The organism is Actinoplanes sp. CA-030573 (assembly GCF_050951115.1).
Lineage (GTDB): Bacteria > Actinomycetota > Actinomycetes > Mycobacteriales > Micromonosporaceae > Actinoplanes.
In genome coordinates, this window is record NZ_CP192038.1 from 6,318,704 (window position 1) to 6,333,203 (window position 14,500).

14 protein-coding genes and 1 pseudogene are annotated in these 14,500 nt (G+C 72.5%); 5 read left to right on the forward strand and 10 right to left on the reverse strand.

Features of this window, described 5'->3' with window-relative positions; translation table 11 throughout:
* Nucleotides 1-11: 11 nt before the first annotated feature.
* Genes ACQP2F_RS29235 through ACQP2F_RS29245 form a run of 3 tightly spaced genes read right to left on the reverse strand, consistent with a single transcriptional unit; the run spans nt 12 to nt 3,642 of the window.
* Nucleotides 12-536, reverse strand: coding sequence for a redoxin domain-containing protein (locus tag ACQP2F_RS29235; protein ID WP_433307650.1), 525 nt, complete (start codon nt 534-536; stop codon nt 12-14).
* Nucleotides 537-580: 44 nt separating this feature from the next.
* Entirely contained in the window at nt 581-2,056 is a 1,476-nt protein-coding gene (locus ACQP2F_RS29240; RefSeq protein ID WP_433292900.1) for an NADH-ubiquinone oxidoreductase-F iron-sulfur binding region domain-containing protein, read from the reverse strand.
* Nucleotides 2,053-3,642: a translation initiation factor III gene (locus tag ACQP2F_RS29245; protein WP_433292902.1), complete on the reverse strand. Its 1,590-nt coding sequence runs from the start codon at nt 3,640-3,642 to the stop codon at nt 2,053-2,055. The genes ACQP2F_RS29240 and ACQP2F_RS29245 overlap by 4 nt, the downstream gene beginning before the upstream one ends.
* Nucleotides 3,643-4,092: 450 nt before the next feature.
* Between ACQP2F_RS29245 and ACQP2F_RS29250 the strand changes: the two genes are divergently transcribed.
* Together ACQP2F_RS29250 and ACQP2F_RS29255 are read left to right on the forward strand one after the other, a co-directional pair.
* Nucleotides 4,093-4,920 (forward strand): hypothetical protein, encoded by an 828-nt coding sequence (locus ACQP2F_RS29250; protein ID WP_433292903.1) that lies wholly within the window; start codon nt 4,093-4,095, stop codon nt 4,918-4,920.
* 54 nt (nt 4,921-4,974) lie between these two features.
* Nucleotides 4,975-5,864 (forward strand): annotated as a pseudogene (locus tag ACQP2F_RS29255) (IS5 family transposase).
* Between the two features lie 12 nt (nt 5,865-5,876).
* On the opposite strand, the gene ACQP2F_RS29260 reads toward ACQP2F_RS29255, so the two are convergent.
* On the reverse strand, nt 5,877-6,851 hold the full coding sequence (locus ACQP2F_RS29260; RefSeq protein WP_433292905.1) for a polysaccharide deacetylase family protein: 975 nt from the start codon (nt 6,849-6,851) through the stop codon (nt 5,877-5,879).
* A 29-nt stretch (nt 6,852-6,880) separates the two neighbouring features.
* Entirely contained in the window at nt 6,881-8,233 is a 1,353-nt protein-coding gene (locus ACQP2F_RS29265; RefSeq protein WP_433292907.1) for a ferredoxin reductase family protein, read from the reverse strand.
* 159 nt (nt 8,234-8,392) lie between these two features.
* On the opposite strand from ACQP2F_RS29265, the gene ACQP2F_RS29270 reads away from it, so the two are divergent.
* Nucleotides 8,393-9,811: a D-alanyl-D-alanine carboxypeptidase family protein gene (locus ACQP2F_RS29270; RefSeq protein ID WP_433292909.1), complete on the forward strand. Its 1,419-nt coding sequence runs from the start codon at nt 8,393-8,395 to the stop codon at nt 9,809-9,811.
* Here the strand turns inward: ACQP2F_RS29270 and ACQP2F_RS29275 are convergent.
* The 4 genes from ACQP2F_RS29275 to ACQP2F_RS29290 are packed head-to-tail and all read right to left on the reverse strand — an operon-like array spanning nt 9,795 to nt 12,011.
* Complete coding sequence (locus tag ACQP2F_RS29275; RefSeq protein ID WP_433292912.1) at nt 9,795-10,457, reverse strand: phosphoribosyltransferase; 663 nt, start codon at nt 10,455-10,457, stop codon at nt 9,795-9,797. The two genes, ACQP2F_RS29270 and ACQP2F_RS29275, sit on opposite strands and share 17 nt — an antisense overlap.
* 20 nt (nt 10,458-10,477) lie before the next feature.
* Nucleotides 10,478-11,125, reverse strand: coding sequence for a dienelactone hydrolase family protein (locus ACQP2F_RS29280; protein WP_433292914.1), 648 nt, complete (start codon nt 11,123-11,125; stop codon nt 10,478-10,480).
* Nucleotides 11,126-11,153: 28 nt separating this feature from the next.
* Entirely contained in the window at nt 11,154-11,450 is a 297-nt protein-coding gene (locus ACQP2F_RS29285) for a YciI family protein (RefSeq protein WP_433292916.1), read from the reverse strand.
* A 30-nt stretch (nt 11,451-11,480) separates the two neighbouring features.
* The gene (locus ACQP2F_RS29290) at nt 11,481-12,011 is read right to left on the reverse strand and encodes a QsdR family transcriptional regulator (RefSeq protein ID WP_433292918.1); all 531 of its coding nucleotides are present in this window, start codon (nt 12,009-12,011) and stop codon (nt 11,481-11,483) included.
* Nucleotides 12,012-12,153: 142 nt separating this feature from the next.
* On the opposite strand from ACQP2F_RS29290, the gene ACQP2F_RS29295 reads away from it, so the two are divergent.
* Nucleotides 12,154-13,035, forward strand: a complete 882-nt coding sequence (locus ACQP2F_RS29295) for an alpha/beta hydrolase family protein (RefSeq protein WP_433292920.1) — start codon at nt 12,154-12,156, stop codon at nt 13,033-13,035.
* A gap of 18 nt (nt 13,036-13,053) precedes the next feature.
* Here ACQP2F_RS29295 and ACQP2F_RS29300 read toward each other — a convergent pair whose 3' ends face one another.
* Nucleotides 13,054-13,950, reverse strand: coding sequence for a LysR family transcriptional regulator (locus ACQP2F_RS29300; protein ID WP_433292922.1), 897 nt, complete (start codon nt 13,948-13,950; stop codon nt 13,054-13,056).
* A gap of 80 nt (nt 13,951-14,030) precedes the next feature.
* Here ACQP2F_RS29300 and ACQP2F_RS29305 point away from each other — a divergent pair, with 80 nt between their 5' ends.
* Nucleotides 14,031-14,450 (forward strand): RidA family protein, encoded by a 420-nt coding sequence (locus ACQP2F_RS29305; RefSeq protein ID WP_433292924.1) that lies wholly within the window; start codon nt 14,031-14,033, stop codon nt 14,448-14,450.
* Nucleotides 14,451-14,500: the final 50 nt, after the last annotated feature.

Here is a 14,500-nt window from a genome sequence, read left to right on the forward strand (position 1 = left end):
CGGCCCCCACCTCAGGCCACCAGCGACTTGACCTCGGCGGTCAGCTGGAGGTCGTCCAGATACCCGGTCCGCACGATCTTCCCGGAACGGTCCAGGAAGACGTACGTGCTCTGCTGTGTGATCTTGAATTTCTTCCAGATCTTGCCGGCCTGGTCGTCGAGGTGCGGCACCTTGGCCACGTTGAGATCGGAGACGAACTCGTGCATGGCCTTGTTGTCGCCGAGGCCGGCGATGCCGAGGATGCCGAGCCGGCCCCGGTACTCGTCGGCGAGGTCGGAGATGCTCTGGGCCTCGCTCGCGCAGGTGGCGCACCAGGGCGCCCAGAACCAGAGGATCGCCGGCTTGCCCGCCATGGTGGTGGCGTCGAACCCGGCCCCGTCGAGCGTCTTCCCCACGAACCGCAACGTATCCGGAATTTCCGGAATGCTGGGCTGCCCGGACGCGGGTATCGCAGCCGGCGTGATGGCCGCCGACCGCGGCTGCTCCACGGACGCGGCGCAACCGCCGACGCCGAGCAGGGCGGCCGCGCCGACCATAGCCGCGCGCTTGGTGGCGGCGCGCACGACTTCCGGCCGGCTTCTCAATGTGCCGCCTTCGCGTCGTCGAGCCGCAGCGCCAGCGCCGGGCACACGTTGACCGCCTTGCGCGCGCCCATCTCCAGCCACGGCGGCAGCGGCGTCTGCGGGAACGCCGGGAAGCCGTTGGCGTCGAGCCGGATGATCTCGGGAGCGACCGCCGAGCACAGGCCGTGACCGTCGCAGCGGGACCAGTCGAGCGCCAGCTTGCGGGCGCCGGTCTCGGCCGTGTACGGCAGCGGCAGGATCCCCCGCACCGCCTTGCCGCAGCCCTCGCCGTTGGTGTGCGCGTCGACGTCCTTGGCGAACACCTCGAGCGCGGACAGCGCGAACCGGGCGGTGCCGTCCGGGTGGCTGCACGCGCCGCGGCCCTTGACCACGCCCGCCGCCTGGCGCACGTTCTCGACCGCGTTGCCGCCGAGCGAGACCAGCGTGACCGCGCGGGCCAGGTCGGGCAGGCCCAGGCGGCACGGGCCGCACTGGCCGGCCGACTCGCCGGCCAGGTACTGCACGACCTGGGAGACCTCGCCGAGCGGGCAGGTGTTGGAGCCGATCGGGAGCAGCATGCCGGCGCCGAGCGTGCCGCCGACCTTCGCGAAGCCCTTGCGCGAGATCGTGACCGTCTTCGCCGCCTCGGCCGTGATCCACTTGCCGTGGTAGCCGCCGACCAGCAGGCCGGGCCCGATGTCGGCGCCGCACATGGTCAGCACGTCCATCAGCGGGGTGCCGCTGGGCGCCTCGACGACGGCGGGGTTGGTGGACGACCCGCCGACCGTGAGCATGACCGTGCCCGGCTCCTCCGGAATGCCGACCGCGTTGTACTCCCACGGCCCGAGCCGGGCCGCGATCGCCAGCTGGGAGAACGTCTCGGCGTTGGACAGCAGCGTGGGCAGGCCCATCACGCCGTTGTCGCTGGAACGCACCTTGCGGCCGGGCGGGATGTGCGCCTCGCCGTTGATGCCGCGGACCAGCGCGCCGCCCTCGCCCGAGATGAAGCGGTGCGGGACGGTGACGATCCGGGTCGGGCAGGGCATCCGGCGCTCGGCCAGCGCCGCGGTGATGGAGCTCTGCCCGATGCCGTCGTCGGCGATGCCGATGACGATCTCCTCGGCGTCCAGGGCGGCGGCCGCCAGCGCGGCGCCGTCCAGGATCAGGTGCGGCGCCCGGGTCAGGATCGCCTTGTCCTTCCAGGACGGGGGCTCGCCCTCGGTGCCGTTGACCACGATCACCGGGGGCAGGTCCTGGCGCCGGCAGGAGTCGAGCACCGCCCGGACCTTGCGGGCGAACGGGAAGCCCGCGCCGCCCCGGCCGCGCAGCTCGATCCGGTCGGCCAGGCCGACCAGCTCGCCGGACGAGAGCGCGGCGAACCCGCCGTGGACCTCCTGGTGGGCCAGGAGGTCCAGACGGCCGTACTCATCCATGCCCGCGGTGATCCGCGGAACGCCGATCGCGGTGACCGGCGGAACCTGGGCGGTGCTCAATTCGCTTCCCCTCGCAGCTGCGACCAGTAGTCGTCGTCAGCCACCTCGTCGATCGCCCGGCCGCGGCCACCGCGGCGAGCCCCCCGGCCCACCTGGCTGCCACCGAGATCCTGCTGTGAGGCCCGGCGCGCGCGGCGCGAGGCCATGTCGACAAGCGTCGGGGTGTCGTCGTCCTCGGCGAGGTCGACGAAACCGCTGCGGCTGTGCCGTCCCGAGTCGGCGCCGTCAAGGTCTGCGCCCCGGTCGCGCCGGGCCCGGGGCGCCCCCTCCGCCTGCATGTCGCCGTACCGCGGCTCGTAGCGGGCGCTGCGGCGGGCCGGCGGCTCGTCGTCGTAGCGGGGGCCGCGCTGACGCGGGACGTCGTCGTAGTCGGGCTCGGCCCGGCGGCGTCCCCGCGGCGCGTCGTCGTACATCGGCATCGGCTCGGCCGCGGCCCGGCGCCGGGAGCGCGGCGCGGGCTCGTCGTCCTCGGCGTAGCGGCGCGGGCGCGGGGCCGGCTCGTCGTAGTCGTCCATCTCGACGCGCCGCATCCGGGTCGAGGTGTCGTCCATCTCGACCCGGCGCATCCGGGTCTGCGTGTCCTCGAAGTCGGGGCGCATCCGGGTCGACGTGTCGTCCATCTCGACCCGGCGCATCCGGGTCTGCGTGTCCTCGAAATCGGGGCGGCGCATCCGGGTGGAGGTGTCCTCGCCCGGGTACCGGCGGCCGCGCGGGGCCGGCTCGTCGTACTCGATCTCGTCCTCCATCGCCCCGCGGCGCTGGCGCGGCGGCGCGGCCGGGGCGACCAGCTCGGCCCGCTGCTCGATCGGGGGCGGGGCGACCGGCTGGAAGGTGTCGACGACCGCGACCGGGCCGAGCACCTGCGGCTCGGGCTCGGGCTCGCGGCGGCCGCGCGGCTTCTTCAGGGCCGGGGAGGTGGTGGGCACCATGTTGCCGACCGGGCGCAGCGCGCCGGCGCCGGCCGCCGAGGAGAAGTCCTTGTTCCGGTTGAGGCTGACCGAGAGGCGGACGGCCAGGCCGACCAGCACGGCGAGGATGCAGACGATGTAGCTGACGACGACCCAGGTCGCGGCCGGACGGCCGGCGGCGAGGCCGTGGACCAGGGCGATCGGCCACATCAGGTACGAGATCGAGTGGATCGCCCGCCACGCCCACGGCGCGCCCCGGCCGATGAACCGGGAGCGCGCGATGCCGGTCCACATCACCAGCATCATGATCCAGCCGGACAGCGTGCCGAAGCCGACGTAGAGCCGGTTTCCCTGGCTGAGGAACGGGACGAAGATGTCGATCACCGTGATGTGCTTCTCGGCGAGCTTCGTCCAGAGGTGGATGACCAGCGCGGTCACCGCGATCAGGCCGGTGGTGCGGTGGGCGGACTGCAGCAGCACGCGTTGCCGGATCGACAGGACGAGCCGGTCGGTGGAGACCAGGCCGACCATGATGGTGATCGAGAGCGCCACCAGCGTGAGGACGCCCATGTAGTACTCGGCATACATGTAGAAGTAGATGTAGCCGACCCGGCCGGGGGCGGTCATCATCGCCAGGGCCCAGATCGCCGCGAGCACGCTCACGACCAGGACCAGCACGGCGCTCCTGGAGGCCGGCTTCGTTCCGGTAGCACCGACATCGACTGCCACACGATTGGCGGATCGCTGGTTGTTTCCTGTCCGGGCCATTGACTCCTCGTTCTCCGCAGCGGGTGAACGTCCCGTTGGGCGTTCGGGACGCCGGCATCCGTGGGGGATGCCCCGTGCTTCACGTTGTGCCGGGCAGGGTCCGGTCGCCCCGGTCCTTGCCCTCCCCCATCTACGTGCGGCGCACGGGTTCGGATGAACGTCCGGCCCCGAATTTGTCGGCTAGTTTCCACCGCCCCCGGCCACGGGCCGCTGAGCTGGGCAGATACCGACGTGAAACGACCGGCTAAGTGAAAAATAAGGTCCGTCGCCGAGTGACCCGGCGCACGGGCTGAACCTTTCGCCGTCCCGCGACGAACCATCTCGTGTGCACCCGCGTGCACGCGAGAGGGAGATGATCGTATGCGACACCTGGCGGCACGGATCGCGACCGCGCTCGCTCTGGGCGCAGCATCGTTGGCTTCCGCGGCGCCGGCCTCGGCCGCCGTCGACGGTTTCGCGGTGAAGTTCGGCCAGTCACCGGCTACGTTCACCATCGGTAAGGACGCGAGCACGCTGACGGCGGTGGCCTCGACCGACCGCCAGCGGCGCTGCTTCCGGGTGCGCTGGTCGCTGACCATCCGCACCGAGGGCGTGTCGCTGGACCAGGTCCGGGTCAACCGGGTGGAGAACGGGCAGTCCTTTCCGGTACGCGCCCAGCTCGGCGAGGAAGCGGCCCGGATCACCGACGTGCAGCCCGACCCCGGGCCGCTGTGCCGTGACCAGACCGTCACCGGCCGCTGGGACATCTCGTTCACCGGCCCCGACAACGGCGAGGTCACCTTCGAGGCCCGCGCCCTCGACGTGGGCGGGCGCGAGCTGGCGGCGTCGACCGCCGGCAGCCGGGTGGTGACCCCGGTGGCCGCCAGGCCGAGCAGATCCCCGTCGGAGTCGCCGAGCCCGAGCCGTACGCCGGACGAGGAGGCGACCGAGGAGGTCGCCGGCGACACCGCGCCGCAGGCGGACCGGACCACGGCCGCGGCGCTGAACCCGGCCGCGGGCACACCGAGCGTGCTGGGCCCGGGCCTGATCATCGGCGCGGTGCTGGTGTTCCTCGGGGTCGCCCTGCTGCTGCGGATCAGGTCGCGCAACCGCCGGGACGGGCGCGGCGACCAGCCGGCCTGGCAGACGGAGACCCAGACGCTGCCGACCGGCTTCTACAACATGCCCGACCGCCGGCGCCGCCGTTAGGTTCTGTCTCTTAGATCATCGTGGCGATCATGGGCGTCGATCGTTGGATCGGGTGTGGCGCGTGGTGATTTGACGAACCAGGAATGGGCTGTGCTGGCGCCGTTGCTGCCGGCGCAGCCGGTTCAGGGCCGGCGGTGGCGTGATCACCGGCAGGTGATCAACGCGATCTGCTGGGTCAAGCGCACCGGTTCACCCTGGCGGGATTTGCCCGAACGGTACGGGCCGTGGAAGACGCCGTACCAACGTTTCCGCCGGTGGGCGGCCGATGGCACCTGGGCGCGGTTGAAAGCCCAGGTCGTCACGCTTGCCGAACTCGACGACGACATCGACTGGGACGCCCAGGTCGACGCCACGATCGTGCGCACCCATCAGCATGCTGCCGGGGCCGCAAAAAGGGGCTCGACGTCGCCGCGACGCAGGCACGCGAAGGCATCGGACGCTCCCGCGGCGGGCTGACCACGAAAATCCACACCCTGGCCGACGGCCGGGGCCGGTCGCTGGCATCGCTGATCACGCCCGGGCAAGCCGCCGACACCCAGCAGCTGATCCCGCTGCTCAACCAGGTTCGGGTGGCCACACCCGGACCTGGGCGCCCGCGTGTGCGTCCGAACTCGTTAACCGGCGACCGGGCGTACTCGTCACGGGCCAACCGCAAGGCCTTGCGGGACAAACACATCGCCACCACGATCCCGCAGCCGCGTGACCAGGTCGCCAACCGGCTGCGCAAGGGCCGCAACGGCGGCCGGCCACCCGCGTTCGACCCGCACGCCTACAAGCGGCGCAACCAGGTCGAACGCGGCTTCAACCGGCGCAAACACTGGCGCGGACTGGCCACCCGCTACGACAAGCTCGGCGCCCACTTTCAAGCCACCCTCGACCTCGTCGAAATGCTCGACTGGCTCCGAGCCGTACCCGACAGACTTGATCTAAGAGACAGAACCTAGGGCCATGCGCGCTCAGGGGGCCGGACGCTCCCGGGGATCGCGCGGCGGAACGGTGTCCGGCGGGAACGCCGCCGGGACGTAGTCCTCGAGCAGCGCCGGCGTCAGGCCCGCCCGGTGGATCGCGTGCAGCGCGGCCAGGAAGTCCTTGATGAACGCCGGGCGGAAGTGCATCAGGATGATGTCGCCGCGCTGGACGGCCGTGCCCTCCTGGTAGCGGACGATCCCCTTGTCGACGGTCTCCTTCCACATGAAACCGGCACGAAGGCCGCACGCCTTGGCGACCCGCAGCGTGGTGTGGTCCTTGTCGCCGAAGGGCGGGCGGAACAGCAGCGGCCGCCGGCCGTACCACCGGCCCAGTTGGTCGGCGCCCTCACAGATCTGCCGACGCTGGAAATACTCCGAGCGGCCGCGCAACTCCGGGTGGGAGATGGTGTGGGCTTCGATCACGGCGCCGTACGTGCGGAGGTTGTCGAAGTAGGGCACGTCGTCGGCGATGAAGTCGGTCGTCAGGAACAGGGTCACCGGGATGCCGGCGGCGGCGAACAGCTTCGGGGCCTCGGGGTTCTTCAGCACGCCGTCGTCGATGGTCAGGAACGCCACCGGCTGGGTGACCGGGACCCGGGACAGATACGGGATCTCGTCGCCGGCGGGAAGGGTGATCGGCTCGGGGGCCGGGCGCGGCGGGAAGTGCGGGATGTCGCTGAGCTTCCAGCCGACCGGGGCGCCGGGATCGGGTGGAGCGGCCGAACCGGCGGGCGGCGAAGAAGCGGCCGAACCGGCGGCCGGCGAAGAAGCGGAGCCGGCGGTCGCGGGAGGAGCGGAGCCGGCGGAGGACGTGGGAGGCGCCGGCGGGGAGACGGGCGTGGACGGGGCGGCGGTGGAGGAGCGCAGGGAACGGCCCACGCTCCATCCGCTCACCGCGGGCAGGGCCACGAGGGCGGCACAGACGACGCCGAGCACCAGCCGCCGCCGGGTCACCTTGATCACCCGGCGGAGGCTACACGCTTGGGGCAAACCTAACTTGCGAGGCGAAACGTCTCGGCGTGACGCTGGCGGGCCGGCACCTTGAGCGCCCGCAGGCTGCGCAGCACGGCGTCGGTCATGCCGGCCGGGCCGCAGACGAAGACGTCCCGCTCGGTGATGTCGGGGACCAGGGCGAGCAGGCTCTCGGGGGCGAACGGCTGGTTGGGCGGGGTGCCGGCCCCGGTGCGCCCGGCGAGGACGTGCAGGCGCGCACCGCGTACGGACGCCAGGTTGTTCATCTCGCCGAGCAGGACCGCCTCGGCCTGGTCGTGCACCCGGTAGAGCACCACGATGTCGCCCGGCAGCCGCTCGTCCTCGAGCAGGGCCCGGATCGGCGTCACCCCGATGCCCCCGGCGATCAGCAGCGTCTTGCCGGTCACGCCCTGACCGGCGGTGAACGCCCCGTACGGGCCCTCGGCGAAGACCCGCGTGCCGATCGGCAGCCGCCGCAACCCGGCGCTGGTCACCCCGATGCCCTTCGCGGTGAGGCGCAGCGAGCGGCCGTCCGGGGCGGCCGAGAGCGAGAACGGGTTGACCTGCCACCACGGGTTGTGCCCGAGGAACCGCCACAGGAAGAACTGCCCGGCCTGGGCGTCGAGCCGGGCCAGGTCGTGACCGGTCAGGTAGACCGAGACCACGTCGTCGGCCTCGGGCACGACCGCGGCGACCTTGAGCTGGTGGCGGGCGTTGCGGACGAGCGGCACGAGGACGCGGCCGGTGAGCAGGGCGCCGAGCGCGAACGCCCACAGACCCCACCAGTAGACCTGGGTGAAGATGTTGGTCTTGAAGGCGCTGCCCTCGTAGAGCTGGTGCACGATGCCGAGGACGACCACCACGTAGACCAGCAGATGCACGGTGTGCCAGGACTCGTACGAGACGCGGCGGCGGACGGCGCGCAGCGAGACGGCGGCGATCACCACGATCAGCCCGGCGGCGATCATGCCGAGCAGCACCGGCATCTGCTTGGCCAGGTTCGGGATCTCGGCCAGGAACGAGATCTTGTCAAGGCGGGCGTAGCCGAGCAGCACGAACGTGGGATGCAGCAGAACCAGCCAGAAGAGGGAAAAGCCGGTCCAGCGGTGCCAGGTGGTCAGCTTGTCCATGCCGATCCGGCGGTCCAGGAACGGCAGGCGGGCGACCAGCAGCAGCTGGAGGGCCATCACGAAGGCCAGATGCAGGCCGAGGAAGCGGCCGGCCGCGGTCAGCGTGTTGTGCGCGGGCGGGCTCGCGGTCACGAACATCAGCTCGACGATCACCAGGTTGGCGACCAGGAAGATCCAGAGTGCTATGTGCGCGCTGCGCGCGGTGGTGGCGGTGCGGGTCTGTGGCTGGGTCACGGCGCTCATCCGGTTCTCCCCAACGTCCGGTGGTGCTGGTAGATACCACACGTAGCCGAAGAAGGTTCGGTTCGAAATCACCCCGCTGACAAGTGCCCTCCGGCGAGTTGGCGCGGACCGGGAATACTGGTCGGGCGACCGGGGTGTCCGGCGCGGCGAGGAGGGGTGATGACGGGGGCGACGGGGGACGGACGACCGGCGGTCGGCTCGGCGAGGGTCACCCCGGGCGGCGCGGCGCCGGCTCCGCCTCCACGACAACCCCCCACCGGCCAGGTGTACGGCGGGAAGCCCGCGGCCGCCAAGGCATCGGTCCCGATCCCGGCCCAGTCCCCACCGCCGGGCGCGGCCCCGCCGCCGGCCCCGGTCCCCGGTTCCTCCCGGAAGCGGAAGCGACTGCTTCTCGCCGTACTCGTGCCGCTCCTGGTCCTTCTGGCCCTGCTCGGCACCGGGGTGACGGTTCAGCTCAAGCGCGACCTGCCGGCCGCCACCCTGACCACATCGATCGCCTCGACGCTGAAGATCCCGGGCAAGCTGTCGTTGCCGTGGCCGTCGCAGGGCTCGGCCGAGCTGATGGTCGAGGGGCTGGGCCGGCTCGGCGGCTCGGGAGCCGCGAAGCCGGCCGCCATCGGCAGCGTCGCCAAGGTGATGACCGCGTACGTGATCCTCAAGAACCACCCGCTGTCCGGCGGTGAGGAGGGCCCCGACATCACGGTGACCGCCGCCGACGTGGCCGACTACCAGGCCCGTATCGCGTCCGGGCAGTCGCTGGTGGCGGTCGCGGCCGGCGAGCGGATCAGCGAGCGGGAGGCGCTCGAGGCGCTCATGCTGCCCTCGGCCAACAACGTGGCCCACATGCTCGGCGTCTGGGACGCGGGCAGCCAGGACGCGTTCCTGACGAGGATGAACCAGGCCGCGGACGAGCTCGGCATGAAGAACACCCACTACACCGACCCGAGCGGCTTCCTGCCCAGCACCGTCAGCACCGCCGCCGACCAGGTGCTGCTGGGCCGGGCGGCGCTGAAGGACCCGGTCTTCGCCGCGATCGTGGCCCAGCCGTCGGCGACCATCCCGGTGGCCGGGGCGATCAAGAACTACAACGACCTGCTCGGCGAGCTCGGCGTCTTCGGCATCAAGACCGGCTCGACCGACGACGCGGGCGGCAACCTGCTCTTCTCCGCGCACCTGCAGGTGGCCGGCCGGACGTTCACGGTGGTGGGCGCCGTGTTCCAGCAGCCGGGGTCGAACACGCCGCAGCAGCTCGCCCAGGTCAACCGGGTCGTGCGCAAGCTGCTGACCGCGGTGCGGGCGGCGGTCAAGCAGTACACGATCCTGGCCGACAAGGCGCTGGGGCAGGTGTCGACGGCGTGGGGCTCGACGGTTCCAGTCAGCCCGGCCGCGCCGCTGAAGGTGGTCGGCTGGCCCGGGCTCTCCTACCCGGTCAAGGTCGTTTCCTCGACGGTCGGCACGTCGGTGACCAGCGGTCAGACCATGGCCAAGGTCTCCGCCGGTGGCCAGGCCGTCGACCTGACCGCGGACGGGTCGACCACGCCACCGACCACGTGGTGGAAGCTCAGCCGCCGGCCGTGACCCGCCCGGCCCGCGTCCGCAGGGCCTCGTCCACGTCCTCGTCGGTCAGCTGGTGGAAGTCCTCGTACCACTGGCCGACGGCGCGGAAGGCGGGCGGCGCGCTCAGGCAGACGACGGTGCCGGCCTCGGCGGCCAGCGACTCGTACGCCTGGGGAGCGCACACCGGCGCCGCGAAGATCAGCCGCCGGGGCGCCCGGTCGCGCAGCCGGCGCAGGGCGGCCCGGGCCGTCACGCCGGTGGCCAGACCGTCGTCGACCAGCACTACCGTGCGCCCGGCCGGGTCCGGCGCCGGCCGTCCACGCCGGTAGCGGGCGGCCCGGCGGTCGAGCTCGGCGCGCTCGGCGGCCACGGTCGCGGCCAGGTCGTCCGCGGTGATGCCGAGCATCTCGAGCGACCCGGCGTCGAAGACCGGCGGGCCGTCCTCGGCGATCGCGCCCACCCCGAACTCGGGCCGTCCCGGTGCTCCGATCTTGCGGGCCAGCATGATGCCGAGATCGCCGCCGACCCGGTCCGCTACCGGCACCGCGACCGGCACGCCGCCGCGCGGCAGGGCCAGCACCAGCGGGCGGCCGTCCGCCGCGGTCAGGACGCGGGCGACCTCGTCGCCGAGCAGCCGGCCGGCCGCAGCCCGATCCCGGAAGATCACCGGAGGCGCTTTCCGCGTGATCACCGGAGATGCGCGGCGAACCATGTTCCGGCCTCCTCGGCCACGACGCCGAGCGTGCCCGGCTCCTCGAACAGGTGGGTGGCGCCGGGCACGATACGCAGCTCGGCCTCGACCGTCATCGTATTGCGCGCCTGCTCGTTGAGCTCGACGATCGGCAGGTCCCGCTCCCCCACGATCAGCAGGGTGGGCGCCTCGACCCGAGGAAGGGCCGTCCCGGCGAGATCGGGCCGGCCGCCGCGGGCGACCACGGCGTGCACCTCGGCCGTACGGGCGGCGGCCGCCACCAGCGCCGCGGCCGCCCCGGTGCTGGCGCCGAAGAGACCGACCGGCAGGCTGCGGGTCAGCGACTGCCGGCCGAGCCAGTCGACCAGGCCGATCAGCCGGTCGGCCAGCAGCCCGATGTCGAACCGCAGGTCGCGGGCGCGCGCGTCCCGGACCTCCTCCTCCCGCGTGAGCAGGTCGACCAGCAGCGTGCCGAGGGCGCGCTTGTTGAGCTCCGCGGCCACCGAGCGGTTGCGCGGGCTGTGCCGGGTGCTGCCCGAACCGTGCGCGAAGACCACCACGCCGTGCGCGCCGGCGGGCAGGACGAGATCACCCTCGAGCGCCGTCCCGGCCGTCGGGAACGTCGTTGTGGTCGCGGTCGTCATGGCGGCCGCATACCCCCTTTTGGCCGACCTATTCGCCCGACTTGCCGGTTTTTCGGGTCAAGATCTCGTGCCAATCCAGGATCCGGTACGCCTTGACCACGCCATTTCTGACGAACGGGTCACCCTGGGCGAACTCCTCGGCCGCGGTCCGGCTCGTAAAGACGGCCATCGAGCCCTCCGCCTGCGGGTCGCCGAAGGTGCCGACCATGACGAGCTCGCCCCGGGCGTGGAACTCGTCGAGCCGGGCCTTGTGGGCGGGAAAATGCTCCGGCGCCCGGCTCGCCACGCCGGCCGCCGACTCGTACAGCAGGACCGCGTACTTCATCTCTGTTCCCCCCGGTCGTTTGCCTGTCGACTATGCCGTAAGGAGGGCGCGCAGCGCTTTCTCGGCGACCGGGAACTCGACCCGGCGGCCGCCGATCAGCTCGCCGTACAGGACCGACTCCATGATCCGTACGTAGAGGAACGCCCGCTCCATCGCCTCCGCCCGCAGGTCGACGCCGGCCTCGAGGAAGATCTCCCGCTGGGCCGCCACCGCCCGCCGATGCACCCGGCCGTCCGCGGTGAACAGGACGCGGGCCGCCGTCCTCGGCTCGGCCGCCACGAACCGGGAGATCGGCCGGGCCGCCCACAGCCGGTCGGCGAAGCGGCGCGACACCTCGATGACGCCGTCGGCGCCGGGCATCTCGCGGGCCCGGCGCACCCGGTCGAGCGTGCGGCGGGCGAGCCACCAGAGCGCGTCGCCGAGCAGCGCGTCCCGGCTGCCGACGATGCGGTAGAGGGTGGCCCGGCTGACCGCGAGCTGGGTGGCGAGCAGGTCCATGTCGAGCGAGCCGTCCGCCTGGAACTGACGTACGGCACCCCGGACGACCTCGGCCCTTTCCATGACCCGCACGTCCAGGGGTACACCGGCGCGGCTCGGCCGGTTCAAGTCTGCGACGGCCGTCTCAGCATTACCGCAATCTTCAACCTTCCGGCGGAGCGAACGCGTACCGGTGGCCAAGTCCATGCCTATCCGGGGAGAGATCATGCACGCAGCGATCAAACGTCCACGGAACATCGCCGCCGCCGTCGCGGGCCTGGCCCTCGCCGCGGCCGCGGTCACCCTGGTGCCGGACGCCGACGCCGCCACGACGTCGTTCCGCCGCGGACCCGACCCGTCGGCGGCGAGCATCCGGGCGGCCAACGGCCCGTTCGCGATCAGCCGGACGACCGTGGCCCGCTCCGCCGTCTCCGGCTTCGGCGGCGGCGACATCTACGTCCCGACCGACACCAGCGCCGGCACGTTCGGGGCGGTCGCCATCGCGCCCGGCTTCACCGCCACCCGCAGCAGCCTGGCCTGGCTGGCGCCGCGCATCGCCTCGCAGGGCTTCGTGGTCTTCAACATCGACACGCTCACCACCTCGGACCAGCCCGCCACCCGGGGCCGCGAGCTGCTCGCCGCGCTCGACTTCCTGACCGGCAGCAGCAGCGCGAGATCCCGCATCGACAAGTCCCGGCTGGCCGTGATGGGCCACTCGATGGGTGGCGGCGGCACGCTGGAGGCCGCCCGCAGCCGCCCGTCGCTGCGGGCCGCGGTCCCGCTGACCCCCTGGGACCTGACCAAGAGCTTCGCCGGCGTCACCGTCCCCACGATGATCATCGGCGGCCAGTCGGACACGGTCGCGCCCGTGCGGCAGCACGCCAAGCCGTTCTTCGCGTCCCTGCCGTCCGGCGCCGACAAGGGATACCTGGAGCTCGCGGGCGCGTCGCACTTCGCCCCGAACGTCCCGAACACCACGATCGCGTCGACGAGCGTGGCGTGGCTGAAGCGGTTCGTGGACGACGACACCCGGTACGAGCAGTTTCTGTGCCCGGGGCCGAGCTCGGGCGTCAGCGACTATCGGACGAACTGCCCGCACCAGGGGTGACGGCCGGCGCGGCGATCCCTAACGCAACGGCTCGGCGGCGGCACCCAGACACGCCAGGAACCGGGTCGCCGCCGCCGGCACCGTCCGCCCCGCCGGGGTGGCGGCGTAGATCCGGCGCCGGAGCTCGTCCTCCGGGTGCAGGCGCAGCAGGGCGATGTCGCGCGGCACCCGGCCCGCCATCAGCGCCGGCACCAGGGCCACGCCGAGGCCGGCCGCCACGCAGCCCAGCTTTCCCGTCCACTCGGCGGCGGTGATCTCGATCCGCGGGCGGAACCCGGACGGCAGCGAGGCCCGCAGCAGGGTCTCCTCGGCGGTGGCCGACCCGGCGATGAACGCGTCCGCGGCCAGGTCGGCGAGGCGCACGACCCGGCGGCGGGCCAGCCGGTGACCGCGGGCGACGGCCACCAGCATGCGCTCGTCGAGCAGGTGGTGCAGCTCGAAGCGGGCGCGGTCGAGCGGCCCGGACGGCGACGAGCTCACCACGGCCACGTCGGCCTCACCCCGGGCGAGCCGGTCCAGCAGCGCGGGGGTCAGGCCTTCGACCAGGGACAGGACCACTTGCGGGTACGCCTGGCGGAAGCGCGCCAGCGCCGACGGCACCAGGGCGGCGACGGCCGTCGGAAACGCGCCGACCCGCAACCGGCCGGCAGCAACGGTACGCACGTCGCCGACCGCGCCGCGCGCCGACGTGAGGCCGTCGAGGATCTTCACCGCGTACGGCAGAAGGGCGCGCCCCTCCTCGGTCAGAGTGACCCCGCGCGGAAGCCGGTCGAACACGCGGGCGCCCAGCTCCTGCTCGAGCGCGCCGATCTGACGGGACACCGCCGACTGGGTGAACCGCAGCCGGCGCGCGGCCTCGGTGATCGAGCCGAGGTGCGCGACCGTGCGAAAGACCTCGAGCAGCTGCGTCTCCACTCTTCGCATGCTAGTCACGCATGGCAGCGATGCTCGACATTCGTTAGTCGCATCGCGGTGGGCGCCCTAGCGTGACCGGCATGGAGATGAGATTGGACAATCCGCCGGGCGTCGCCGCACCGTTCGGGGACCGGTTCGCCCACGTGGCCCGGGTCGACCTCGGTGGCGGCGCGCTGCTCATGCTCGCCGGCCAGGTAGCCGTGGACGACGAGGGCCGCGTCGTGGCACCCGACGACGCGGGCGCCCAGGCCGGCCGGATCTTCGAGATCGTCGCGAACGTGCTGGCCGCACACGGCGCGACACTCGGCGACGTGCTGCACATCCGCACGTTCATGACGGACCTGGACGATCTGCCGGCGTACGGCGCGGTCCGGCGCCGCCTGTTTGCCGCCAGCCCGCCGCCCGCCAGCACGACGGTGCAGGTCAGCAGGCTGTTTCTGCCCGGCGCGCGGCTCGAGGTCGAAGTGGTGGCGGGGGTCCGCTCGGTCCGGGCTGGCTGACGCCGGCCACGGCTTTCCCGGCGAGCCGGCGCAGATATCGGGGGTCGACG

Bases quoted from the DNA above. Each gene is read 5' to 3' on its own strand.
- ACQP2F_RS29235 (WP_433307650.1), bottom strand. From the start codon at position 536: ATGGTCGGCGCGGCCGCCCTGCTCGGCGTCGGCGGTTGCGCCGCGTCC.
- ACQP2F_RS29250 (WP_433292903.1), top strand. From the start codon at position 4,093: ATGCGACACCTGGCGGCACGGATCGCGACCGCGCTCGCTCTGGGCGCA.
- ACQP2F_RS29265 (WP_433292907.1), bottom strand. From the start codon at position 8,233: ATGAGCGCCGTGACCCAGCCACAGACCCGCACCGCCACCACCGCGCGC.
- ACQP2F_RS29270 (WP_433292909.1), top strand. From the start codon at position 8,393: ATGACGGGGGCGACGGGGGACGGACGACCGGCGGTCGGCTCGGCGAGG.
- ACQP2F_RS29280 (WP_433292914.1), bottom strand. From the start codon at position 11,125: ATGACGACCGCGACCACAACGACGTTCCCGACGGCCGGGACGGCGCTC.
- ACQP2F_RS29285 (WP_433292916.1), bottom strand. From the start codon at position 11,450: ATGAAGTACGCGGTCCTGCTGTACGAGTCGGCGGCCGGCGTGGCGAGC.
- ACQP2F_RS29290 (WP_433292918.1), bottom strand. From the start codon at position 12,011: ATGGAAAGGGCCGAGGTCGTCCGGGGTGCCGTACGTCAGTTCCAGGCG.
- ACQP2F_RS29295 (WP_433292920.1), top strand. From the start codon at position 12,154: ATGCACGCAGCGATCAAACGTCCACGGAACATCGCCGCCGCCGTCGCG.
- ACQP2F_RS29305 (WP_433292924.1), top strand. From the start codon at position 14,031: ATGGAGATGAGATTGGACAATCCGCCGGGCGTCGCCGCACCGTTCGGG.